The sequence below is a fragment of the Phaeobacter sp. HS011 genome (genome assembly GCF_018101215.1).
Taxonomy (GTDB): domain Bacteria; phylum Pseudomonadota; class Alphaproteobacteria; order Rhodobacterales; family Rhodobacteraceae; genus Phaeobacter; species Phaeobacter inhibens.
In genome coordinates this window covers 195,308-218,688 of the sequence record NZ_JAGEUF010000004.1, presented here as the reverse complement: position 1 = coordinate 218,688, position 23,381 = coordinate 195,308, and the positions used below count along the sequence as shown (strand labels likewise).

Genomic DNA, 23,381 nt, shown 5'->3' with positions numbered 1-23,381 from the left:
ATGCAAGCGCCTCAATCCACGGTAGATCCGTCCGAGATCGCAAAATTCGAAGCCATGGCTGCTGAATGGTGGGATCCGACCGGAAAATTCAAACCGCTGCATATGTTGAACCCCTGTCGCCTTGATTACATCACGCAGCAGATCGCAGCAGAATTCGACCGTGACCTGTCGTCGGATGCGCCATTTTCAGGTCTGCGTTTGCTTGATATCGGTTGTGGTGGCGGCCTGCTGAGCGAACCCATGGCGCGCCTGGGAGCGGACGTCGTCGGTGCAGATGCTGCAGCCGGTAATATCCCGGTGGCGCAGGTCCACGCGCAGCAATCCGGACTGGATATCGACTATCGCCATACTACAGCTGAGGCACTGGCCGAAGCGGGCGAACAGTTCGATGTGGTCCTGAATATGGAAGTGGTCGAACATGTGGCCGACCCGCTTAGCTATCTGACCGCCACGCGGCAATTGCTAAAACCCGGCGGATTGCAGATCTGCTCTACCATCAACCGCAATCCCAAAAGCTACGCCATGGCCATCTTTGGCGCAGAGGTGGTGATGCGCTGGCTGCCGCGCGGCACCCATGAATGGTCGAAGTTCATCACCCCTGATGAATTGTTCGACCTGTTGACAAAATCTGGATTGACGCCGGTTGATCGCAAGGGATTCGTCTTCAACCCTGTGTTCTGGAGCTGGTCACTCTCGGAGCGAGACCTGAGTGTCAACTACGTCACCGCAAGCACCAAACCACGATAAAACATGTCGAAAATTGGCCGCTCCTATACTTAAGGATAGGTGATCATCCTTCTGCGCCGTTGGGCCAATACGCTGCCCGTGGTAAAAAGGTGGTAAGGGTCAAAATGTTCTGACCTGTCACCGAGTGAATGCACAGAGGCCCTTGTTCCGGGCCGCCCTGTCGTTAAGCCTACCACTCACGGACCAGCCTGACGGGGGGCACCAAGGACGTCTGTTCGCAGGCGTCCTTTTCCGTTGTCGGGGAGAGACGCCCAGCGCGGACATCTCCATCTAGTCGCGGCTGCCCAGCTTGATCCGAAATTCTCGCAGGATCGGCAGCGCGGATTTGACCCGGTCACCGCCCAGTTCCTCCACCACTTCGGAGATCATCGGCACGATGCTCGCCAGTGCAGCATCGCGCGCCTGCCGCCCAGCCGGGCTGATGGCAACCATTTTACGCCGCGCATCGTCCCAATCAGGGCGAATATGGACATAACCGGCGGCCTCCAGCTTTCCCAGCGTATTGGTCATCGCGCCGCGGGTCACATGAAACGCCTTCGCCAGCTGCGCGGGAGAGCGTTCCACGCCAGTACGTGCCAGATGGTTCAACACGGAGAAATGCGACAGTTCCATTCCCTTGGGCAGCACCTGTCCCAACCGGGTTCGCGCCAGCTGATCTGCCATCAGAATTTCGCTAAACAGCGAAACCGCAAGGGAATTTGTATCATCCATCAGGGGCCGTCGAACTCTCGGTCATGCGACAGGGAAGGCACCTGTCTGCGCGCTTGTGCCACTTTTTCAAGGTCAAGATCAATGTAGGTGATGCCGATATCCGTACCACCATCCGCAAGGATCTCACCCCACGGCGACACGGCAAGCGAATGGCCATAGGTGCGACGTGACTGCCCACGGGAAGCCGCATGGGTGCCAGTCTGTGCCGCGGCCAACACATAGCAACCCGTTTCGATGGCCCGCGCCTGTAGCAGGGCGTGCCAATGGGCGGCTCCTGTGACATGGGAAAATGCCGCAGGCGCCAAGAGAACCTGCGCCCCTGCCTTGGCCAGACGCCGATGCAGATAGGGAAAGCGCACATCATAGCAGATAGTCAGACCCAACACGGCAAAGGGGGTTTCTGCAACCACCGCTTCGTGACCGGGCCGGTATCCATCGGACTCGCGGTAGGTTTCCTCAGGTGTGACGTCCACGTCAAACATGTGGATCTTATCATAGCGGGCGACAATCTCACCCTTCGGGTCAATCAAAAACTGGCGATTGGCAAAGCGCCCATCTGTATCCGTCGTCTTCAGCGCCAGTGACCCCAGCGACAACCAGATTCCATGTTGCGCCGCCGTGTCCCGTAACGCTGACAACGTCGGATCATCAGCCTCCTGATGCAGGACGGATTGCTGATGACTGCGACTGCCGGACAGACAATTGGTCACCTCCGGCGTCAGCACAAACCCAGCGCCGCCCGCCACAGCATCGTCGATCATCTGCCGCACTATTCCCAGATTTTCGGCTGGTTGGTCGCTTGACGTCATTTGAAGCAGAGCGGCACGCATCTGTCATCTCCTCAGGCTGTCACATATTTTACCGCAGATCAGGCGGCGAGCAGCGGATCCAGCTTCCCGGAGCGGTCCAGCGCATAAAGATCATCACATCCGCCCACATGAGTTTCACCCACGAAAATCTGCGGCACTGTGCGCCCGCCATTGGCACGCTCAATCATTTCAGCCTTGCGGTCCGGGTTTGCCAAAACGTCGATTTCGTCAAAGCTTACACCTTTTTGCGTCAGCAAGCGTTTGGCAGCATGGCAGAACCCGCAAAGCGGGGATGTGTAGATTTCGACCGGTTTCATTCGGGTCTCCGTTTGAACATATCTGTTGGCTTGGCACGAACTTGGGCAGTCCATGATTAAATTGCCAGCCCCAGCGCGTTCAGATCACGAGTGCGTGACCCGTGCAAGCACCGCAACACGCACCCCCGTCGCCCCAGCATCAAGGCAAGCCTCGCTGCAAGCGCTGAGCGTTGCGCCGCTGGTCATCACATCATCCACCAACAGGACAATTCTGCCATTGATCCGCTCGGCGTGTTTTGGGTGGGCAGCAATCGACTGCGCCAATGTCGTGTAACGCTGATGGCGATTTTGCCCCTCCAGCGACGGGGTACGCCGTGTCCGGCGCAGTAGATCCGGGCAATAATCCAAGTCGGCGTCTTGTGCCACGATCTTGGCCAGTAGATCAGACTGATTGTAGCGACGGCGCAAAAACCGCGACCAATGCAACGGCACTGGCGCCACCAGCGGAGCATTTGCCAACAAGGTGGCCGCAGCCCGCGTCAGCCAGCGCGCCGCAGGCCGCGCGATCTCTGTGCGATCTCCATGCTTCAACGCCAGAATCAAACGCCGCGCGGTGCCTTCGTAAGACAGTGCCGCACGCCCCTGCTGCCAAGGGCGCGGATGCGCCATACAGTCATCACACTCAAGCCGAAAACCGTCCCCCTCTCCCATCAGCGCGACGCCGCAGCCGTCACAACAGGTTCCGCTGATGAAGGGGGTGTCGCGCCAACAGGGACCACAAAGCCCGAAATCACTGTCCACCCAATCTCCGCAGGCCAGACAGCGCGGTGGGTAAATCAATGAAACAGCCGTTTGTATCCGTGCCTTCAACATCCTAAATAGCCCTCATGACCCAAGCCACGACGCCCCGCCCGCAGCTGTTCGACCGCCGCGCCATTGCCGCCCATCGCAGCCGACTGACGCCTCAGGCCCTGTTCCTGCATGACATCGCCCGCGATGAGATTGAGGATCGGCTATCCATGGTTAACAGAAGCTTTACCAACCCAGCACTGGTTGCGCCCTTTGCCGAAGGATGGGAGCGCTGTCTGCCTGATGCCAAACATGTGGCGGATGACGAGACCTTGGATCTGGCAGTGGGTGCGCATGATCTTGTTGTGCACGCGATGTCGCTTCATTGGGCCAATGATCCTGTGGGCCAGCTGATCCAGTGTCACCGCGCCCTGAGCGAAGATGGGCTGCTGCTGGTTGTGATGCTGGGCGGCCAAACCCTTCATGAACTGCGCAGCGCCCTGGCAACGGCCGAAACACGGCTTCTTGGCGGGCTCTCCCCGCGCGTGGCCCCGATGGCCGAGGTCCGTGATCTGGGTGCCTTGTTGCAGCGGGCCGGATTTGCACTGCCGGTTGCTGATGTGGTGCCGCTGACGGCAAAATACCGCGACCTGCAACATTTGATGCATGAATTACGTGGCATGGGCGAAACCAATGCGATGACCGAACGACAGAGGATAACACCATCGCGCCGTCTCTTTGCAGAAGCTGAAGAGATCTACCGCGACACCTACGCAACTGCGGACGGTCTTTTGCCCGCAACATTTGAACTGATTTGCCTGACCGGTTGGTCGCCATCAGAAACCCAGCAGAAACCGCTCCGCCCAGGATCGGCGAAGGCCCGTCTGGCCGATGCGCTAAAGGTGCCAGAAACACCACTGCCCAAGTAGACAGTCACCGTCATAGATCTATCCTATGGCTGTGGTGGAATGATCCAATTGGCTATTTCCGCCGTATCTTCGTATTGCTAGGGCGGACCTTGATCCGCTGACCGATTACCGCACAGGACCCTAATAGATGCTGGACGCCACTGCCCCCGCCACCTGCCCCGCTCATGCTCCGGCAGATCACCCAAAAATCGCCCCGGCGAAAGTTGGTGTTCTCTTGGCCAATCTCGGCACGCCTGACGATTACAGTTACTGGCCGATGCGTCGCTACCTCAGCGAGTTTCTCTCTGATAAACGGGTGATCGATTATCCGGCCTGGAAATGGCAGCCACTGCTCCAGCTGATCATTCTGGCCAAACGGCCCTTCACATCGGGAGCCGCCTATAAATCCATCTGGAACCACGATAAGGGCGAGAGCCCCTTGATGACGATTACCAAAGAACAAACTGCGGCGATGTCCGAGGCCCTGCAGGACCGGTATGGCAGCGAGGTTATGGTGGATTTCTGTATGCGCTACGGCAATCCGTCTACAAAGTCCAAAGTCCGCGAAATGGTTGAGGCAGGCTGCCAGAAAATCCTCTTCGTGCCGCTATATCCGCAATACGCCGGTGCGACGTCTGCGACCGCCAATGACCAGTTTTTCCGCGCCCTGATGGAGGAGACCTGGCAGCCGGCTGCGCGCACAGTGGCTCCCTACTTCGACGATCCTGCCTATATCGATGCGCTGGCCCGCTCGGTCGAAAAAGCCTACGCCGCCGCAGAGAAAAAGCCCGAGATTCTCGTGGTTTCCTATCACGGCATGCCAAAACGCTATCTGATGCAGGGTGATCCTTACCACTGCCAGTGTCAGAAAACGACGCGCCTTCTGAAGGAGCGTCTCGGCTGGACCGACACCCAGATCACGACCACGTTCCAATCGGTCTTCGGGCCTGAGGAGTGGCTGAAACCCTACACCGTGGATCACGTCGCCACCCTTGCCAAGGACGGGAAGAAGAATATCGCGGTGATCGCACCGGCCTTCTCAGCTGATTGCATTGAAACACTTGAAGAAATCAACGAGGAAATCCGTGAGAGCTTTGAGCATGCAGGCGGCGAGGACTTTCTCTATATCCCCTGTCTGAACGACGATGCTGAGCATATCGACGCGCTTTCCGGTGTGATCGAACGCAATTTGAAAGGGTGGCTGGACTAATCGCCACGCCCCGGTCCAAATAGCCCAAACGCCCCGGCCAACGGGGCTTGGGAGTTTTGAACAGGGGCATTTCATGACCGCAATCCATTTGGCCGAAGATCACTGGGCCGCCGTCCTGCACGACCACTGGGGCATCCGTGCCGAATTGTCCCGGTTGGACGGGGAATATGACCTTAACTATCGCGCGCTCACTCCTGACGGCCAGGGCTATATCCTGAAAGCCATGCGCCCCGGCTGCGTCTCCGACCTTGTCGATATGCAAATCGCGGCTCTGGCGCATCTCCAAAACACCGATCCCGGCCTGCCGGTCCCCCGCACCGTTGCTGCAAGCAACGGAGAGCTGTGCCTCAGTCTCCAGGATGACACCGGCGAAGACCGACTGGTGTGGGTGCAAACCCTGCTGCCCGGCCGCTGCTATGCCAAAAGCGCGCCGAAATCCGCAGAGCTGATCCGCGAAATCGGCGCGACCCTCGCCGGTACCACCCGCGCGCTCAAAGATTTTGTGCACCCCGCCCTGGAGCGTAGGTTCAAATGGGATTTGATGACCGCAGACTGGATCACGGATGACATCACCTGCATTGCGGATGACAGCAGGCAGCAGGCGATTGCCGAGATATGCGCCGATTTTTCATCCCTGAAACCACAGCTCGACGCCCTGCCAAGACAGGCGATCCACAATGATGCAAATGACTACAATATCCTCGTCACTGGCGAACTGTCGGAGCCTCGAGTTGTCAGCGGCCTGATTGATCTTGGCGATATGTGCGCCGCGCCACGGATCTGTGATCTCGCCATTGCGGCCGCCTATGTCGTGCTCGACCACCCCCAACCGCAGAGAGCGCTTGCGGCACTGGTGTCGGGATATCACGCTGTAACCCCGCTTGCGGAGGAAGAGTTGGGTCTTCTCTGGCCGCTGCTGCGGATGCGGCTCGCCGTTAGTGTCGTCAACTCCACTCTGGAAGCAAAAGAGAACCCAGATGATCCCTATGTAACCATATCGCAGGAACCGGCCTGGCGATTTCTGGACCAGCCGAGTGAACATCCAGCCCTGATCACAGCGCGACTGCGAGCGACCTGCGGTCTGACGGTTGTTGATGGCGCAGACCGCGTACTGGCCTATTTAGAGACGCATTCAGGTGACTTTTCCCCCCTGATGGGACGGGATCTGACGGGTTTTCCGATGGGATCTCTCTCCGTTGAAGAGTCCACTTGGCCACAGAACCCATTTGACATGCCGCTGGCCGAGGCCGCTGAGGTCGGGCAGGAGTTCTCCGGCGCCAATGGAGCCAATTGGTGGCTTGGCTACTATCGCGAGCCCCGTCTGATCTACACCGCGCAGGCCTTCCGCAAGGGAGAGTATTTGGCAAGCGATCGTCGGACCGTGCATCTGGCAGTTGATGTTTTTGCTCCTGCCGGACAATCGCTTCATGCCCCCTTGGCCGGGGAAGTTCAGGTGGTTGAAGATCGCGCCAATCATCTGGACTACGGTGGTGTTGTTATCCTGAAGCACCACACAGACAGCGGCGACGCATTTTATACGCTCTATGGCCACCTTGACCCGGAGTGCTGCACGCGTCTGTCTGTTGGTGACAAAATCGCCAAGGGCGCACCATTTTGCCAGCTCGGCACAGCCGATCAAAACGGTGGGTGGGCGCCGCATGTTCATTTCCAGCTCGCCCTGTCAACGGAGGGGATCGAAGCTGACTGGCCCGGGGTTGCGGACCCCGATGACCTCGCACTTTGGACCGCGCTCTGCCCAAATCCGGCGCCACTTTTGAACCTGCCCACCGCTCAAGTGAGCTATCAGCCAACCGATAAATCAACGGTTCTGGCCGGGCGGCGTGCCCATTTTGGCGGCAACCTCAGCCTGACATACCGCGACCCGGTGATGTTGTTGCGCGGTTGGAAACATCATTTGTTCGATGAGTGGGGGCGCCCCTATCTGGACGCCTATAACAATGTCCCGCATGTCGGGCATGGCCATCCGCGCATTCAGGCCGCCGCTGCCGATCAGCTGAAAAGGATGAATTCCAACACCCGCTATCTGCATCCGGCACAGACTGCTTTTGCGGAAAAAATACTGTCCAAAATGCCGGATCATTTGGAGGTTTGCTTCTTCGTCAACTCCGGCACCGAAGCAAATGAGCTGGCCCTGCGCCTTGCCCGGGCGCACACTGGTGCCAAGGGAATGGTGACCCCCGATCACGGCTACCACGGCAATACAACCGGTGCGATCGACATCTCGGCCTATAAGTTCAATGCCAAGGGCGGAGTCGGCCCCTCCGACTGGGTTGAACTGGTGGAGGTCGCGGATGACTATCGCGGCACCTATGGTCGTGATGATCCGCAGCGCGCACAAAAATACGCTGATCTGGTTGATCCCGCTATTTCGAAGCTACAGGCCAGCGGCCACGGTGTTGCTGGTTTCATCGCCGAAACCTTCCCCTCTGTTGGCGGGCAGATCATTCCGCCCAAGGGGTATCTTCCAGCCGTCTACGAGAAAATTCGGGCAGCGGGCGGGATTTGTATCGCGGATGAGGTGCAAACAGGGCTTGGGCGCTTAGGCGACTATTACTTCGGCTTTGAACATCAAGGGGCTGCGCCGGATATCGTTGTTCTGGGCAAGCCGATTGGCAATGGTCATCCGCTTGGCGTCCTGGTCACAACCCGTGCCATCGCCGATAGCTTCGCACAGGGGCCGGAGTTTTTCTCGACCTTTGGCGGCTCTACCCTGTCCTGCCGGATCGGTACTGAAGTGCTGAATATTGTCGACGACGAAGGACTGCAGGAAAACGCCCGCCAGCGCGGAGCAGATTTGCTCAACGGTCTGCGTGACTTGCAGTCGCGCCATCAGGCAATCGGCGATGTACGAGGCATGGGGCTATTCATCGGGGTCGAGTTGATCCGTACCGACGGATCAGAGGCCTCGGAGATCTGCACCTATGTCAAAAACCGGATGCGGGACCACCGCATCCTGATCGGCAGCGAAGGCCCCAAAGACAATATTCTGAAAATCCGCCCGCCGCTGACCATAGATGCAGAAGGGATCGAAATGATTCTGAAAACACTCGACAGCATCCTGTCAGAGTTGTCTGACAGCTAGGCCACACTCAGCCTGCATCGGCCCCATCCGATGCGGATGGCACCAGCCGCCACGAAAAAAGGCGGTGGAAATCCACCGCCTTTCTTAACGTTCTGATACAAGCAATTAGTTGCTTGCAACAGCCGCGCCGACAACAACCAGCAGCAGCAGCGGCAGAAGGATGCCGCTGGAGGAGCTTTCGGTCTGCTCAACGATAACCGGCGCCTCAACGATCGGCTCAGCCAGGTTGCCCGCGGAAGCGGTCGAAGCAGCAGCAGTCAGAGCAGCAGCGATAACGAGTTTTTTCATGTTAACCTCCAAAAATATGCGCAGTTCAGTCCACCTGAACCACGCGCCCAAGACTTACCTCGTGATATTTTTCTAATCAGCAAAATCCCGGCATTGCAATTGCTTGTTGCATGATTCGGCCCCCGGAATGGGTCGATGTCGTCAAATTAGCAACACTTGAGTGCCCACTTTCGTCAGCCCAAATAGCTCTGAAATATGCTCATTATAAAGGCCAATACAGCCATTTGATGACTTACGTCCGATCTTGCGTGTGTCGTGGGTTCCGTGGATTCGGTAATACTTCCAGCTGAGATACAAAGCGTGGGTTCCGAGCGGATTGTCCGGCCCCGGCGGGATATAGGCCGGCCACTCAGGATTACGTTTGCGCATGTTCGGTGTGGGGGCCCAGCCTGGTCCATCAACCTTGCGAATGATCTTCGTCCGGCCGCGCCGCGTCAGATCATCAGAGAGCGGTACCGACGATGGGAACAACTTATAGACGCTTTGATCTTCAGACCAGAAATGCAGGGCACGACTGTCGATATCAACCAGCACCGCGCCGTTGCGCAGGCTGTCGAAGTAGGGACGCCAGTCCTTGGATCGGAAGGCGGAGATATTGCGTTGCACCGGCGGTTCGGGCTCAGGCGGCGGACGCAGGGGATCAAACCCCTCCGCGACGGTATCCGCTGCATCCTGAGCCCAGCCTGTGCTGGCAACACCACCGCCAATCAGCGAGGCGCCGGCAAACGCGGAACCGGCAATAAACTGCCGTCTTGAGAGAGTATCGAAGGGGCTGCGGGTCATGACTTTTCCAAACTGCGGAGATATGCATTCGTTATGCCGTATCTTATGGCGCGAATGCCTCAGTCGCAAATCAAACAATCCAGCGATGATCAATTCACCGCTGACAGGTTTGCGCCTATGTCACAGCCGGGGTATTGGAGCAGCCAGCAAATGAAGCAAGGTGTAGTATGACACGTGTATTTCTGATCCTTATCGCCGGGCTGATGACCCTTGTCGCGGCCTGTGCCCCTGCACCCGATGGCAGCACAGGCGGCAACGTGTACCGGATCCGTAACGCCGACAAGGTGCAGCTGCGGATGCTCGACTCGGTCAACGCCCTCCGCGAGGCCGCAGGTCGTCCCACCGTTCAGCTGAACCCGCAGCTGACCGCTGCGGCGGCTACCCATTCGCGCGACATGTCGGTGCAGAATCGGCCCTGGCATTTTGGCTCCGATGGCTCTTCGCCGCTGGACCGCGTGGCCCGCGCAGGCTTTACCGGCACCATGATTGGTGAGACGATTTCGGAAACCTATGAGTCCGAGCTGCAGACGCTGACGGCTTGGATGGAACAGGAAGCGACCCGGTCTGTCATCATGGACCCCAAAGCACGCACGATGGGCTTCTCCTGGTTTCAAGAATCCAACGGCAAGATCTGGTGGACCCTGGTAATGGGCAGCTGATCCAGCGTCTTCGCACTTAGCCAAAAATGAAGAAGGCCCGATCTGCCATAAGGCAATCGGGCCTTCTTCATTAAACTACGGTCAGCGTTGAAGATGATGCTGCCCATGTGATCAGGGGCGCAGAGTGATCACCGTTCCATCGCGCACCATCGCATAGATCTCTTCGATCTCATCATTGGTGACAGCAATGCAGCCCGCGGTCCAGTCGTCCACGCGCGCCGCACGCTTACGCTCTTTTGCATTATTGGGCTCACCATGGATGAAAATCTCACCTCCCGGTTTTTTGCCCATTGCCGCAGCTTTTGCCCGGTCCTGCCCGTTGGGATAGGAGATCCCGATTGAGAGGTGATAGCGGCTATTGGGATTACGCCGGTCAATCAGATAGGTGCCTTCGGGTGTTTTACCGTCACCTTCGATCTGCTTGTGACCAAGTGGAGCAAAGCCCAGCTCCATATCATATTCGCGCAGAACATCCTCATGATGGAGAAGATAGACCTTACGCGCGCCCTTGTTCACGACGACCGAGGTCACCTCGGGCCCGTTGTAGCTGCGAAATTTGCTTGGACCGGAGCTGCAGCCCGCCAGCCCAAGGGTCGCCGCGGCGCCCAGTCCGAATGTACGTCTGTCCATTATATTAGGTCTCTGCCTGATTTGCCTCAATTTCCAACTACTATCTTCGTCGGAAAAATCAAAATCACTTCTTCTCGTGCGGCGGCTGCAAGGCCGAGATCTGCTGCTCAATTGCCTCTAACCGGGCCAAAACCAGATCGCGATAGGCATCGGTGCGCTCACCCTCTTCCTCGTGATGGGCATCCTGCATGGAATTAACGATCAGACCAACCAACAGGTTCACAACCGCAAAGGTGGTCACCATGATGAACGGCACGAAGAAAGCCCAGGCATAGGGGTAGATCTCCATCACCGGGCGCACGATCCCCATGGACCAGCTTTCCAAGGTCATGATCTGGAACAGCGAATAGGCGCTTAGCGCAAGATTGCCGAACCAGTCAGGAAAACTCTCTGCAAAGAGCTTCGTCGCAATCACTGACCCGATGTAGAAAATGATCGCCATCAGCAGGAACACCGACCCCATGCCCGGCAATGCGGTGATGAAGCCTTCAACCACGCGGCGCAGACGCGGCGCGACGGAGATGACGCGCAGCACCCGCAGGATGCGCAGCGCCCGCAGCACCGACATTCCCTGCGCACCAGGCAGAAAGGCGATGCTGACAATCACAAAGTCGAAGATATTCCAGCCGCGCAGGAAAAACCGCAGCCGCTGCACCCAAAGTTTCGCCAACAGCTCGACTACAAAAATCGCCAGGCACAGCTGATCAATGAAGAGAACAGCAGCCCCAAACCGGGACATGATCGTATCCGAGGTTTCCATCCCCAGAGTGACCGCATTGATCAGGATCACAGCTGTGATGAAGTTGCCAAAGCCATCGCTGGAAATAAGAGTCCCGAGCCGCTGGGTCAGGGATTGTTTTGCGCTGATGCTCACCGGTTTCACCCCACGTAGGAAAAGCTGGCCGCCAGTTCGCAATGCGAAGACCAGCGGAATTGATCGACCACCTGTACCCAATCCAGACGGTAGCCGCCATCCGTCAAAATCTTGGCATCACGGGCAAAGGTAACGGGATTGCAGGACACATAGGCAACCCGCTTGGTCCGTGCAGTAACCAGCTGCGTTACCTGTGCTTCGGCCCCCGCACGGGGCGGGTCAATCACGGCGACATCAAACGCCGCCCCAAAGGGATTGAGATCCTCTGCCAGCAGCGGATTTCGAAACAGATCGCGGGTTTCGGTTGTAACCTTTTTCAGCCCCCTGGCCTGTCGCCAGCCAGCGTCAAGCGCTCGCAGCATGCTGCCTTCGCCCTCGACCGCGTGCACCTCTGCATTTTTTGCAAGTGGCAGAGTGAAGGTGCCGCAGCCGGCAAATAGATCAACGATACGTTTCGCACCGACCACACAGTCCTTAACCGCCGCAAGAAGCGCCGCTTCACCGTCGCGCGTGGCCTGCAGAAACGCACCCGGCGGCGGGCAGACATGGGCCGGTCCAAACGGTTGGGTTGGCGCCTGCTCCATACCGATCAGCTCGTCCTCCCAGGTCAGGCGTGCGATATGATGGGCATCAACAACCTGTGCCAGCGCGATACGCAACGGACCATCCAGCGGTTTGCCATTGGTAACCAGCACGTCCACACCGACCTCCGACAGGGTCACGGTCACCGACAGCGGCGCCTTACGGCTGGCACCAACCATGGCCAGCGCCTCAGCCATGGGGATGGCGGACAGCAGCTGCGGCGCCAGTAATTGGCAGTCAGGAATTTCAGTGATCACCCCGGAGGCGCGCCCGTGGAACCCGGCCATCGCCCCTTTCTTGGTGCGGCGCACTGATAGCGTGGCGCGACGGCGCGATTGTGGCGGTGAGGTGTGGATCGGGCGAAACTCTGTCTCAAGCCCCTGCGCCGCCAGCGCGTTACGAACGATATCGATTTTCCAGCCCGCAACAAAGTCATCTGTCGCATGTTGCAGCTGACAGCCACCACAGGATTTATAGTGCCGACAAGGTGCCTGGACGCGTGCCTCCGACGGGTTCTCGATGCGGATATCGCTGAGCTGGTGCCCGGCGCGAATACCGCTGACGGTCTCTCCCGGCAGAGTACGCGGTGCAAAAAGCGGGCCCTCGGCGACCCCGTCGCCCTGATGGCCCAGACGAATGATTGTGGCTGTGGTTCTAGCTGCATGTGTCATGGCCGCTGCATACCCTGCGACTGCCGTATGCAAAAGAAAAATGCGCAGCCCCCGTGTGAACGACGGCTGCGATGGGTCATACGGCGCCTATTCCGCAGCATCCCGCGGCGACAGTGAACTGCTCGCCTGATCATCAGCATCCGTCCGGATGAAACCACCAGACTGCCGCGCCCAGAACTGCGCATACAGACCGCCCTGCTCCAGCAGTGCGTCATGCGTGCCTGTCTCGGCGATGCGCCCTTGATCCATGACGATTATCCGGTCCATTTCACTCAACGTGGACAGACGATGCGCAATCGCCAGAACGGTTTTTCCCTGCATTACGCGCTCAAGCGCAGACTGAATGGCTGCTTCCACCTCTGAATCAAGGGCCGAGGTCGCCTCATCCAGTACAAGAATAGGAGCATCTTTCAGGATCGCGCGCGCCAGCGCGATACGCTGCCGCTGCCCACCAGAAAGCTTCACCCCGCGTTCGCCGAGATGGGCGTCATAGCCGGTGCGGCCCTGACCATCCTCAAGATCGTGTATAAATTCATGCGCTTCGGCTTTTTGCGCGGCGGCGATCAGCTCCAGTTCGCTGGCGTCAGGTCGACCATACAGGATGTTGTCCCGCGCCGAACGATTGAACATCGCAGTTTCCTGCGTGACCATGCCAATCTGACTGCGCAACGAGTTCTGGGTGACCTTTGCGATGTCCTTCCCATCGATCAGGATCTGACCAGTTTCCCCATCATAGAGCCGTAGTAAAAGCGAAACGAGTGTCGACTTCCCCGCCCCGGAGGCACCAACGATGCCCAGCTTTTCGCCCGGTGCAATGGTCAGCGAAACACCCTGAATGCCCCCGATATCACGCCCATAGGCAAAACCGACCTCGCGAAACTCAATCTGCCCATCGGTAACGGCCAGTACCTCAGCGGCGGTTTGATCCTCAACCCGGTCGGGACGGGTCAGGGTCGTCATGCCGTTCTCAATCTCACCAATATTGGAATAGATCGCCATGAGGGTAAAACTGACCCACCCAGTCATCTGGGCAATGCGCACGGACACCGCACCAGCTGCGACGATATCACCTTCGCTTGCGATCCCGTCGCGCCACAGCACCAGCGTCGCACCGATCAACAAGACTGGCAGGACGCCCGCCAGCGTCATCAGACAAAACCGGAAGCTGGCCGAAAGATACCCGAAATGCAGTGCTTTGGTGCGGAAATCCGCCATGGAGTCCTGCGCGGTACGCTCCTCAAAATCAGCATGGGCAAACAGCTTCACCGTTTTGATGTTGGTGATCGTATCAACCACCTGCCCTGACACCATCGCCCGCGCCCCAGCGCGCGCAGCGGAGCGTTTGCGAACGCGTGGCAGAAACCAGCGGATTGTAGCGAAATAGCCAACCAGCCAGACCACAAACAGACCGGTAATCCTCCAATCAATCGCCCCCAAGAGCACCAGCGCCCCCAGAAGTGAGGCCAACGCAAAAGCAACCACATTGATCATCTCAACCGCAACCGAAGTCACGGCATTGGCTGTCTGCATCTGCTTCTGCGCGATACGGCCCGCGAAATCATCGTCGAAGAAGCGCACCGATTGGCCCATCGTCCAGCGATTGAGCCGCGACAGAACCAGCGGGTTGACGTTTGGCTGCACGATGATTGCATTGGATGCCGCAGACAGGCCAAACAAGATCGGCCGCAGCAGCAGGAAAAACCCCAGCGCACTGGCAATGATCACAAGGTTACCGGTAGAGAAGAACTGCCCCGGTCCGCTGGAAATCGCGGTATCAATCACCAGACCCAATATATAGGCCGTCCCCGCCTCCATCCCGCCAGCCAGCGCCGAACAGAACGCGGCAAGTGCAAGCATCGGCCAGGCACCAGAGAGGCACCAGCGCAGGAAGCCCCCAAGCCGATTGGGCGGGGGGCCCTTGGCGGGTTGAAATGCGTCGATCAGATTGCCGAGTTTCATTCTGCTGCCTCGATATTCAGGAACCCGCCGGATTGGCGCGCCCAGAACTGGGCATATAGGCCCTCCGAGCGCAAAAGCACGTCGTGTGTTCCCTCTTCAACAATCCGCCCATCATCCAGCACTAGGATGCGATCCATCTGAGCAATGGTGGACAGGCGATGCGCAATCGCAATCACCGTCTTGCCCTGCATCATCCCATAAAGCGTTTGCTGAATTTCAGCCTCCACCTCAGAATCCAGAGCAGATGTGGCCTCATCCAGGATCAGAATGGGCGCATCTTTCAGAATGACACGGGCCAAAGTGACCCGCTGACGCTGGCCACCCGACAATTTCACCCCGCGCTCCCCGACATGAGCGTCGTAGCCGCGACGTCCCTCCGGGTCTTCCAGATCCAGAATGAACTCATGCGCGCGTGCTTGCTTTGCCGCCTCAATCATCTCCGCCTCAGTGGCATCAGGCCGACCATAAAGCAGATTGTCGCGGACTGAGCGGTGCAGCAATGCGCTATCCTGCTGCACCATGCCGATCTGACTACGCAGACTATCCTGCGTCGCCATGCGAATGTCCTGACCGTCGATCAGGATCGCACCGCCCTCAGGATCGTAGAACCGCAGCAACAGCTTCACCAGCGTGGATTTTCCGGCGCCGGAACGCCCGATCAGGCCGATCTTCTCACCCGCGCGGATGTTCAGGGTAATCCGATCCAGACCACCAGAGCCGCGCCCGTAGTGATGTGAAAGCTCACGCAGCTCCACCGCGCCTTCACGCAGATCAAGCGGTGTTGCATTGGCCGCATCCACCAGATCAATCGGCTGGGCGATGGTTTCCATCCCCTCCGCCACAACACCAAGCTGTCGGAAAAACGTGGTCAGCGCCCACATAATCCAACCCGTCATCGCGTTGAGGCGCAGCGTCAGCGCAGTCGCAGCCGCAACCACCCCGACCGAGGCAAGACCCTGCATCCACAGCAGGATTGCCCAACCGACAACACCAACAATCAACAATCCATTCAACGTCACCAGCGCGGCATCCATAATGGTGTAGAGCCTCATCTCCGCCTGGAACGTCTTGCGCGTGCCCTCGATTGCCTCTTTGGCATATGTGAGTTCGGTGTTGTGATGAGCGAACATCTTCACCGAATGAATATTGGAATAGCTGTCCACAACCCGGCCCGTCACGGTAGAGCGCGCATCAGATGCCGCCTGGCTGGCTGGTCCAACCCGGCGCACGGTCCAGCGGATCAGCACCGCATAGAGCGCGAACCAAACCAAGAGCGGCAGCAACAACCGGACGTCCGCAAGCCACAACAACAGCGCGGCCCCCACCAAATAAGCGAGCGCAAAGGTGATCGCGTCAAAAACCTGAAACACCACCTCGCCAGCGGCGGGCGGGGTCTGCATAATACGGTTGGCGATCCGTCCGGCAAAATCATTCTCGAACCAGCCAACCGATTGCCGAAGAACATGTTTATGCGACCTCCAGCGGATAAGCGTGCCGAAATTCGGCAAGATCGCATTGTTCAGCAACAACACATCGAACAGCTGTAACAGCGGACGCACAGTCAGAATGAAAACCGCCAACAGGATGAATTCCGTACCGTGGTCCTGCCACACCTTGGCTGGTTCACCAGACAACAGGTCGACCACCCGCCCCATGTAATGGATCAGGCCAATTTCCACACCAGCCACAATCACCGACATCAGCGCGGTGACTGCGAACACTTTTTTGAAAGGTTGTGAGTAGTCCTTCAGAAACGGCCACAGCTGCCGCGGCGGCGTGTCTGTTTCCAGGTAGTCACAATAAGGGTCGACAAGGTTTTCGAAGAAACGAAACATACGGGTGCTCCAATAATTGAGCATAGGGAATAGTCATGCGAACAGAGGCCATAGCCGTGGCCTCCCGACATATGTCGGACAGGTCAGGCGTCAGTCGTGCCAGATCCCGTGGTACATGCGTATTCCTCCCGTCATAAGATGGTCCCTTATGGGTAGGAAAAAAAATACGCTCTGTCACCCCTTTTTGATGGGGCGCGCTAAAAAAGGGCAGACTAGAGCAGCCGTTTCAACAACGCATCGCGGTCGAGCATGAACCCAGATCTGATCCAGTCCTTTTGCAAGGATTTGAGTGCCGCACCCAGCGCTGGTCCCTGCAGATCCGGCATCAAATCCTTGGCAGAGAGCGGAAATACCGCTGCGGCTCCTTTGGTAATTTCAGTCTCGACATCAGGTGCTATCGGCGCCTCGAATAAGGCGGATCGCAACAGCATCACATTGCGCGCCGTGCTCGCGCCGTGATGATAAGCCAGTGTCGCCGGTCCGTCCGTTCCTTCCGCACCTGCACGCAGCAGGCGCACATCCGCAGCTTGGGATTTACTCAGGCGCAGCGCCTCCCATGGCGCATCCCCGCCCAGCGCGGCCAGACGGCAAAGCGGATCGGCAGATATGCCTCCCTCCAGATGGATGAGCGGCCCCAGAGCACGATCATCACTTCCCGGAAGAATCAGAGATAGCAGGCCAACCTGCCGCATCACCGCGATTGCCGGCGCCGGATCAGGCGCTGCGAGCAGCTTCAGCACTTCACTGCCCACCCGTTCGCGCGAGAGACGACCAATCCCATCCAGGTTTTCGGCGATGGCCGATAATGCGTCCGGGTCGAAACCGGCATCTGAGTTGCCATACCAGGCATGAAATCTGAAATAGCGCAGCGAGCGTAGGTAATCCTCGCGGATCCGCTGCGCGGCACTGCCGATGAACCGGACTGCCCGTGCATGCAAATCTGGCAGGCCATTCAACGGGTCCACCAGCACCCCATCGGGACGGGCATAGAGCGCATTCATTGTGAAATCGCGCCGCGCAGCGTCCTCCTCGATCCGGTCGGCAAATGCCACGACGGCGCGACGTCCATCGGTAACCACATCACGGCGAAACGTGGTGATCTCATAAGGGGTCCCGCGATAGACCAATGTCACGGTGCCATGGTCAATGCCTGTTGGTATGGCCTTGATCCCGGCCTCTTCGGCGAGGGCCATGACACGCTGTGGAGCTACATTGGTCGAGAGATCAAGATCCGAAACCGGTACCCCCAATAGCGCGTTGCGCACACAGCCGCCGACAAAATAGACCTCCGCCCCACCTTTTGTCAGGACCTCGCAGACGTGCTGCACATCTGGATCTTCCAGCCATTTTGCTTTGACACGGGTCATGCCTGCATCCGTTCGGCAAGGCCGCGCAACATGCGTGCGGTGGCGCCCCAGATATAATAGGGGCCGTAGGGCACTGCAAAGTAATGCCGCCGTATTCCCCGCCAACGCCGGGACTGGATCTGATAGTTCGACGGATCGCAAAGATGCGAGAGCGGCACGCTGAAGACTTCAGCCACCTCACCCGCTTCGGCCAGAATATCAAACGGTTGATCAATCAGGGCAACTACAGGCGTCACCGTGAACCCAGTGACGGTTTCATGTATCGGCAGTTGTCCGACGATCTGCGGCAGGTGGCGCGGCAGACCAATTTCCTCCCAGGCTTCCCTCAGGGCGGCATCCGTCACGCTTGCATCTGCGTCGTCCTGTTTCCCACCGGCGAAGGCGATCTGACCCGGATGGTGCTTCAATGCAGATGAGCGTTTGGTCAGAATAACACGCGGCGCGCCCGCTGCAGTGCTGATCGCCACGAGGACACCGGCTGGTCGCAGTTTACGATCAACGGGAAGGACGACGTCGGGGTTCAGGTCGAAATCCGAGGACCCTTCCCCCTTTGTGCCCAGCGCGGCGGTCAGCTGTGCCCGAAGATCAGGCACTCTCACCCTGTTCGCTATCGCCTGCATCTGCCTCAAATCCCAGCGTCGCAGGATCAAGGTCGTAATGCGCACCGCAAAACTGGCAATCGGCTGTCACGCGCCCCTCATCTGTTGTCATGGTCGCAATATCCTTTGCCGAATAGATCGACAGGCTTTCGCGCACCCGGTCGGTGGAACACGTGCAGCCGAATTTGACCGCCTGCGCATCAAAGACTCGCGGTTGTTCCTCGTGAAACAATCGCAAAAGAAGATCTGTCGGCGTCACCGAGGGGCCGATCAACTCCATGTCTTCTACGGTCGCCAGCAGGTGCATCACACGGTTCCAGTTCTCCCCCTCTTCGCCGCTGACCAGATCCTCTGCGGCAAGCGTCGCACCAGTGCCTTCGCCATCCGCAACGAACGGGGAGGCCTTTGGCATCTGCTGCAACATGATGCCACCAGCGCGCCAGTGTTCCGGAACCCCAGGTTCAGCCGAGCGCCCAAAGCTGAGCGAGAAACGTGTCGGAAGCTGCTCCGACTGCGCGAAATACGCCTCGGCACAGGACGCCAAAGAACCACCAGCTAGCGGTGTGATTCCCTGGTAGGGCTTCATTCCCTCTCCCTGATCGACGAGAATGGCGAAATATCCCTCGCCCACCTGATCAAACGGCGCACCATTGGTGAGCCGTGAATCATCGAAGCTGGCATAGGCACGAATACGTGCGGGCTCTCCCTCGGCTGCGGGCGCATAATAATCGGTGGCAATCATGCGCACCGCCCCTTTGGACTGGACCTGCAACGACAGTTTCCACTGCAGTTTCATGGTCTGGCCAATCAATGCCGTCAGCAACGCCATTTCAGCAACCAGCGCTTCAACAACAGGCGGGTAATTATGCTGCTTCAGAATGCCATCCAGCACACCATCCAACCGCGCGACGCGGCCGCGCATGTCCGATACATCAAGCTGGAAGGGCAGGACGGTATCGTCCCACGCGATTTTCGATACAAGTGTCATGGGGTTTCCTTACGCGCCGTGGATTGGCATATCGGGCCTATATAGGGTTTACATCATCAGAGTGAAGAGGTCAGCGCCGTGATCAGACGTTTTGGCGATACGCCGGAAAAATCGCAAAGCTACCGACGGCGGCCAGGGGTCTACGCGCTATTGCCGCGCACTGGCAAGCTGTTGCTGACCTGTCAGCGTGAGCCCGGCCCGGATATTCAGCTGCCAGGAGGGGGCATTGATCCGGGAGAATCGCCTATTCCGGCGTTACACCGCGAGGTAATGGAAGAAACCGGCTGGACCATCTCTCAACCACGCAAGCTGGGCACGTTTCGCCGATTTGCCTATATGCCAGAGTATGATCTCTGGGCAGAGAAACTCTGCCATATCTATATCGCGCGTCCGGCGCGTCAGGTCCGCCCACCCACCGAGCCGTTGCATGATGCGGTGTGGATGCGCGCGGACGTCGCATGTGAAATCCTCGGCAATGCTGGAGATCGGCATTTCGCTAGCATTATTGCGCGATTGATGGGGCAGAGCTAACCGGTCAGGTAATGGTACAAAAGCCAGCATCTGTGGTGCCCGCCCTGACGCTCTATGGACCTTCATACTCAAACAAGGTCGCGGAGACGTCATCCTCCAACCCGTATTGCGAGGACATCACCTGTGTCAGGTTCCAATAAAGGTCATCCAGGAATTCCTGACCGGTCTGCTCCGCGTTGCACTTTCCAATAAGCTCAACCAGACCTTCCGCCTCAAGCATCTCGCCATTTTCCAGACGGGCCTCTGTAAAGCCATCGGAATACAGCAGCAGGCGGTCGCCCTTCTCCATCACCACATCTTCCTGCGAATATGTGATGTCCGGCACCAGACCAACTGGAACGCCACCCTTGCCAATAAACTCGGTGCTGCCATCTTTGCGGATCAGCAGCGGATGCGGATGACCTGCCTGCACCATCTTCAGCACGCCGCTGCGCAGATCGACGATGCAATAGGCCATGGTAAAATATTCTTCGATCCCGGTATCCGCGATCAGCCGCGCGTTCAGCAGACTGGCGACCTCTTCCGGCTGACGCAGCGCATAGAAGCGGTTGAACCGCTTCTCCATCCCGACATTCTGATCAAAATAGGTCGACGACAGATACCCGCCGAGCCGCGCGGTCATCATCGCAGATGTGATGCCGTGCCCGGAGACATCCACCGAATAGAACCCGATCCGGTTCACACCGGGTGAGAACATACCGACCAGATCGCCCCCGATGTGGCCGCAGGGTTTCAGCAGCAGGCTTACGGTGGAGGACCCGAAATCGCGGGAGAGTTCGGGGACCAATGACTCCTGAATTTTCCGGGCCTGAATCAGATCCTTGTCAATCGCGTCATAAACCCGCTGCAGTTCATCCAGCGTGTCTGATACAATCCGGTTTTTCTCAGAAAGCTCGCGCTGCATCCGCAGAATGCGCTCCCCCGCGGAAATCCGGGCGCGCAACTCGTCCGAACTGACCGGCTTGGTCAGGAAGTCATCCGCGCCCGCATCCAGGCCCTGTGCCACCTCGTTCTTTTCGCTCTTCGAGGTTAGCAGGATAAAATAGCTGTAGTTGTCCTGAGACTTTGTGCGAAACGCCCGGCAGAACTCCAGGCCGTTCATCCCCGGCATCATCCAGTCGCTGAGAATCAAATCCGGCGGATCACTCTCGCAAATCTCCATCGCTGCCTCGCCGCTCTCGGCTTCGACAACCTCGAATCCCCATTTTTTCAGCGATGCGACCAAGATTCGCCGTTGCAGACGGCTGTCATCGACCACCAGAACACGGCGGATCGAATTGGTCGTAACCTCTTGGTTTATTTCGATCGAACTGTCTGGCAACACCGAGTGAACCCCACAAAAAACGGCGCAAGATACCTTAAACGCAAGTCACTATCGCGCTCTTCGCTTAACAGGAGGTGAAGTTTGCGAATTATCAGCCTAGCCTCGCGTTAATCGGTGATTTACGAGTTTATAAGTAAAGCAATCGTAAAATGCGATATCAAAACAAGGTTTGCAAAGATGATTGATTGGTCACGCGCGAAAGAGCTGCACGAGGAAGTCGGCGCTGAGGACTTCTCCGAAGTTGTCGAAATTTTCCTGGAAGAGGTCGAAGGTGTTATCGAAAAGCTGCGATCACCCGATCTGGCAACATTGGAACAGGACCTTCACTTCCTGAAAGGCAGCGCATTAAACCTCGGGTTTCGTCAGTTTTCCCGTCTCTGCCAAGAGGGCGAGCGCCGCTCTGCCCAAGGAGAGGCCAAAGACGTAGACACCGGTGCCATCATTGCCAGCTATGAAAATTCCAAGGAAGAGTTTCTGCGCGATATGAGCAGCCAACTCTGAGCCGATACCGGCTCAGATCACAAACTGTGCCAAGGTCTCGTCGCTGGTGATGTCGGTATAGGCAAATCCAGCAGCATCCAGCCGGGCATAGAGATCAGCGAAATTCTCAGGACGCTTGGTTTCAATCCCAATCAGCACCGAGCCAAAGTTGCGCGCCGATTTCTTCATATACTCGAACCGGGCGATATCATCCTCAGGACCCAGAATGCCGAGAAACTCCTTCAGCGCGCCGGGCCGCTGCGGCAGGCGTAGCAGAAAATACTTCTTCAGCCCCATGTAGCGCTGCGCGCGTTCCTTCACTTCCGGCAGGCGCTCGAAATCAAAATTGCCGCCGGAGGTCAGGCAGACCACGGTTTTGCCGCGGATCCAGGAACGTACATCACGCAGAGCCTCAATCGCCAGCGCCCCGGCAGGTTCAAGCACCACACCTTCGACGTTCAGCATCTCAAGTATTGTTGTACAGATGCGATCTTCGGCAATCGACAGCACATCGGGCAATGGGACTTGTTTCAGGACCTCAAACGGCCGTGCGCCAACACGACCAACAGCGGCGCCGTCGACAAATGTATCAACATGATCCAATGCAACGGGATGCCCTGCAGCCAGCGCAGCCCGCAGGCATGCCCCGCCCGAGGGTTCCGCAAACAGACAATGCACCCGATCCCCGAACCAACGCGCGACGCCTGACGACATGCCACCGCCACCAACCGGCAGGATCACATGGTCCGGGGCCGCACCCAGCTGAGCCTCAATCTCCACCGCGATGGAGCTTTGCCCCTCAATCACGTCATCATCGTCAAACGGTGACAGGAAATGACCACCCTCATCAGCACACCACTTCTGCGCCGCAGCCAAAGTGTCATCGAAATAATCGCCAACCAGATGGATCTCGACACTATCGCCGCCAAACATCCGGGTTTTCTGGATCTTCTGCTGTGGTGTGGTCACCGGCATAAAGATCACGCCCCGCTTGCCCAATTCGCGGCACATATAGGCGACGCCCTGCGCGTGATTGCCCGCTGACGCGCAAACAAACAGTGATTGCTCCAGCTGCTTACGCATTGCGTTGAACGCGCCACGGATCTTGTAGGACCGTACCGGGCTCAGGTCTTCTCGCTTGAGGTAAATCTCAGCGTCAAACCGCTCTGACAATAGCGCGCTGCGCTGCAGCGGTGTGGCAGGAAAAATCGCGCGCATGGCCTGTTCGGCGGCCCGGGCCTGGGTCTGAAAGTCACTCATGTCACTTGAGTGACCCA

General features: G+C 58.0%; 23 protein-coding genes. 7 read left to right on the top strand and 16 right to left on the bottom strand.

Annotated features, from left to right (window positions below; translation table 11 throughout):
* On the top strand, nucleotides 1-747 hold the full coding sequence (ubiG, locus tag J4721_RS09395) for a bifunctional 2-polyprenyl-6-hydroxyphenol methylase/3-demethylubiquinol 3-O-methyltransferase UbiG (RefSeq protein ID WP_076618092.1): 747 nt from the start codon (nucleotides 1-3) through the stop codon (nucleotides 745-747).
* A gap of 270 nt (nucleotides 748-1,017) precedes the next feature.
* Here ubiG and J4721_RS09390 read toward each other — a convergent pair whose 3' ends face one another.
* The 4 genes from J4721_RS09390 to J4721_RS09375 all read right to left on the bottom strand — a co-directional run bounded on the left by J4721_RS09390 (nucleotide 1,018) and on the right by J4721_RS09375 (nucleotide 3,397).
* On the bottom strand, nucleotides 1,018-1,458 hold the full coding sequence (locus tag J4721_RS09390) for a MarR family winged helix-turn-helix transcriptional regulator (RefSeq protein WP_027248348.1): 441 nt from the start codon (nucleotides 1,456-1,458) through the stop codon (nucleotides 1,018-1,020).
* Complete coding sequence (locus J4721_RS09385) at nucleotides 1,458-2,288, bottom strand: carbon-nitrogen hydrolase family protein (RefSeq protein ID WP_014876355.1); 831 nt, start codon at nucleotides 2,286-2,288, stop codon at nucleotides 1,458-1,460. The genes J4721_RS09390 and J4721_RS09385 overlap by 1 nt, the downstream gene beginning before the upstream one ends.
* A gap of 38 nt (nucleotides 2,289-2,326) precedes the next feature.
* Entirely contained in the window at nucleotides 2,327-2,584 is a 258-nt protein-coding gene (grxC, locus tag J4721_RS09380; RefSeq protein ID WP_014881502.1) for a glutaredoxin 3, read from the bottom strand.
* 84 nt (nucleotides 2,585-2,668) lie between these two features.
* The gene (locus J4721_RS09375; RefSeq protein ID WP_014881503.1) at nucleotides 2,669-3,397 is read right to left on the bottom strand and encodes a ComF family protein; all 729 of its coding nucleotides are present in this window, start codon (nucleotides 3,395-3,397) and stop codon (nucleotides 2,669-2,671) included.
* 14 nt (nucleotides 3,398-3,411) lie between these two features.
* Between J4721_RS09375 and J4721_RS09370 the strand changes: the two genes are divergently transcribed.
* The 3 genes from J4721_RS09370 (at nucleotide 3,412) to J4721_RS09360 (ending at nucleotide 8,534) form a co-directional block, all read left to right on the top strand.
* A complete protein-coding gene (locus J4721_RS09370) occupies nucleotides 3,412-4,242 on the top strand; it encodes a methyltransferase domain-containing protein (RefSeq protein WP_102875184.1) in 831 nt (276 codons plus the stop codon).
* Nucleotides 4,243-4,369: 127 nt separating this feature from the next.
* Nucleotides 4,370-5,431 carry a ferrochelatase gene (gene hemH / locus J4721_RS09365; RefSeq protein WP_027248347.1) on the top strand — a complete coding sequence of 354 codons (1,062 nt, stop codon included), beginning with the start codon at nucleotides 4,370-4,372 and terminating at the stop codon, nucleotides 5,429-5,431.
* 73 nt (nucleotides 5,432-5,504) lie between these two features.
* Nucleotides 5,505-8,534 carry an aminotransferase class III-fold pyridoxal phosphate-dependent enzyme gene (locus J4721_RS09360; protein ID WP_211002578.1) on the top strand — a complete coding sequence of 1,010 codons (3,030 nt, stop codon included), beginning with the start codon at nucleotides 5,505-5,507 and terminating at the stop codon, nucleotides 8,532-8,534.
* Nucleotides 8,535-8,639: 105 nt separating this feature from the next.
* On the opposite strand, the gene J4721_RS09355 is transcribed toward J4721_RS09360, so the two are convergent.
* Together J4721_RS09355 and J4721_RS09350 are read right to left on the bottom strand one after the other, a co-directional pair.
* Nucleotides 8,640-8,822 carry a hypothetical protein gene (locus tag J4721_RS09355; protein WP_014876361.1) on the bottom strand — a complete coding sequence of 61 codons (183 nt, stop codon included), beginning with the start codon at nucleotides 8,820-8,822 and terminating at the stop codon, nucleotides 8,640-8,642.
* A 141-nt stretch (nucleotides 8,823-8,963) separates the two neighbouring features.
* On the bottom strand, nucleotides 8,964-9,605 hold the full coding sequence (locus tag J4721_RS09350; protein ID WP_014881507.1) for a L,D-transpeptidase: 642 nt from the start codon (nucleotides 9,603-9,605) through the stop codon (nucleotides 8,964-8,966).
* A gap of 167 nt (nucleotides 9,606-9,772) precedes the next feature.
* On the opposite strand from J4721_RS09350, the gene J4721_RS09345 reads away from it, so the two are divergent.
* Nucleotides 9,773-10,264, top strand: a complete 492-nt coding sequence (locus J4721_RS09345) for a CAP domain-containing protein (protein ID WP_061050129.1) — start codon at nucleotides 9,773-9,775, stop codon at nucleotides 10,262-10,264.
* Nucleotides 10,265-10,375: 111 nt separating this feature from the next.
* On the opposite strand, the gene J4721_RS09340 is transcribed toward J4721_RS09345, so the two are convergent.
* From J4721_RS09340 to J4721_RS09305, 8 genes are all read right to left on the bottom strand, one after another.
* Nucleotides 10,376-10,894: a murein L,D-transpeptidase family protein gene (locus J4721_RS09340; protein ID WP_014876364.1), complete on the bottom strand. Its 519-nt coding sequence runs from the start codon at nucleotides 10,892-10,894 to the stop codon at nucleotides 10,376-10,378.
* Between the two features lie 64 nt (nucleotides 10,895-10,958).
* Nucleotides 10,959-11,768, bottom strand: a complete 810-nt coding sequence (locus tag J4721_RS09335) for an ion transporter (protein ID WP_014876365.1) — start codon at nucleotides 11,766-11,768, stop codon at nucleotides 10,959-10,961.
* Nucleotides 11,769-11,773: 5 nt separating this feature from the next.
* Nucleotides 11,774-13,021: a class I SAM-dependent RNA methyltransferase gene (locus J4721_RS09330; protein ID WP_211002579.1), complete on the bottom strand. Its 1,248-nt coding sequence runs from the start codon at nucleotides 13,019-13,021 to the stop codon at nucleotides 11,774-11,776.
* 87 nt (nucleotides 13,022-13,108) lie between these two features.
* A complete protein-coding gene (locus tag J4721_RS09325) occupies nucleotides 13,109-14,980 on the bottom strand; it encodes an ABC transporter ATP-binding protein (RefSeq protein ID WP_211002580.1) in 1,872 nt (623 codons plus the stop codon).
* A complete protein-coding gene (locus J4721_RS09320) occupies nucleotides 14,977-16,815 on the bottom strand; it encodes an ABC transporter ATP-binding protein (protein ID WP_027248342.1) in 1,839 nt (612 codons plus the stop codon). The genes J4721_RS09325 and J4721_RS09320 overlap by 4 nt, the downstream gene beginning before the upstream one ends.
* A gap of 212 nt (nucleotides 16,816-17,027) precedes the next feature.
* Entirely contained in the window at nucleotides 17,028-18,182 is a 1,155-nt protein-coding gene (locus tag J4721_RS09315; RefSeq protein WP_211002581.1) for a CCA tRNA nucleotidyltransferase, read from the bottom strand.
* Nucleotides 18,179-18,775, bottom strand: coding sequence for a CoA pyrophosphatase (locus tag J4721_RS09310; RefSeq protein WP_102859510.1), 597 nt, complete (start codon nucleotides 18,773-18,775; stop codon nucleotides 18,179-18,181). The genes J4721_RS09315 and J4721_RS09310 overlap by 4 nt, the downstream gene beginning before the upstream one ends.
* Nucleotides 18,768-19,769 carry an Hsp33 family molecular chaperone HslO gene (locus J4721_RS09305; protein ID WP_076618123.1) on the bottom strand — a complete coding sequence of 334 codons (1,002 nt, stop codon included), beginning with the start codon at nucleotides 19,767-19,769 and terminating at the stop codon, nucleotides 18,768-18,770. Before J4721_RS09305 ends, J4721_RS09310 begins: the two co-directional genes overlap by 8 nt.
* Nucleotides 19,770-19,847: 78 nt before the next feature.
* Between J4721_RS09305 and J4721_RS09300 the strand changes: the two genes are divergently transcribed.
* The gene (locus J4721_RS09300; protein ID WP_014876372.1) at nucleotides 19,848-20,300 is read left to right on the top strand and encodes an NUDIX hydrolase; all 453 of its coding nucleotides are present in this window, start codon (nucleotides 19,848-19,850) and stop codon (nucleotides 20,298-20,300) included.
* Nucleotides 20,301-20,352: 52 nt separating this feature from the next.
* Here J4721_RS09300 and J4721_RS09295 read toward each other — a convergent pair whose 3' ends face one another.
* Entirely contained in the window at nucleotides 20,353-21,624 is a 1,272-nt protein-coding gene (locus J4721_RS09295; protein ID WP_102875192.1) for a PP2C family protein-serine/threonine phosphatase, read from the bottom strand.
* A 177-nt stretch (nucleotides 21,625-21,801) separates the two neighbouring features.
* Here J4721_RS09295 and J4721_RS09290 point away from each other — a divergent pair, with 177 nt between their 5' ends.
* Entirely contained in the window at nucleotides 21,802-22,125 is a 324-nt protein-coding gene (locus J4721_RS09290; RefSeq protein ID WP_014876374.1) for an Hpt domain-containing protein, read from the top strand.
* A 12-nt stretch (nucleotides 22,126-22,137) separates the two neighbouring features.
* On the opposite strand, the gene ilvA is transcribed toward J4721_RS09290, so the two are convergent.
* Nucleotides 22,138-23,364, bottom strand: coding sequence for a threonine ammonia-lyase IlvA (gene ilvA / locus J4721_RS09285; protein WP_014876375.1), 1,227 nt, complete (start codon nucleotides 23,362-23,364; stop codon nucleotides 22,138-22,140).
* Nucleotides 23,365-23,381: the final 17 nt, after the last annotated feature.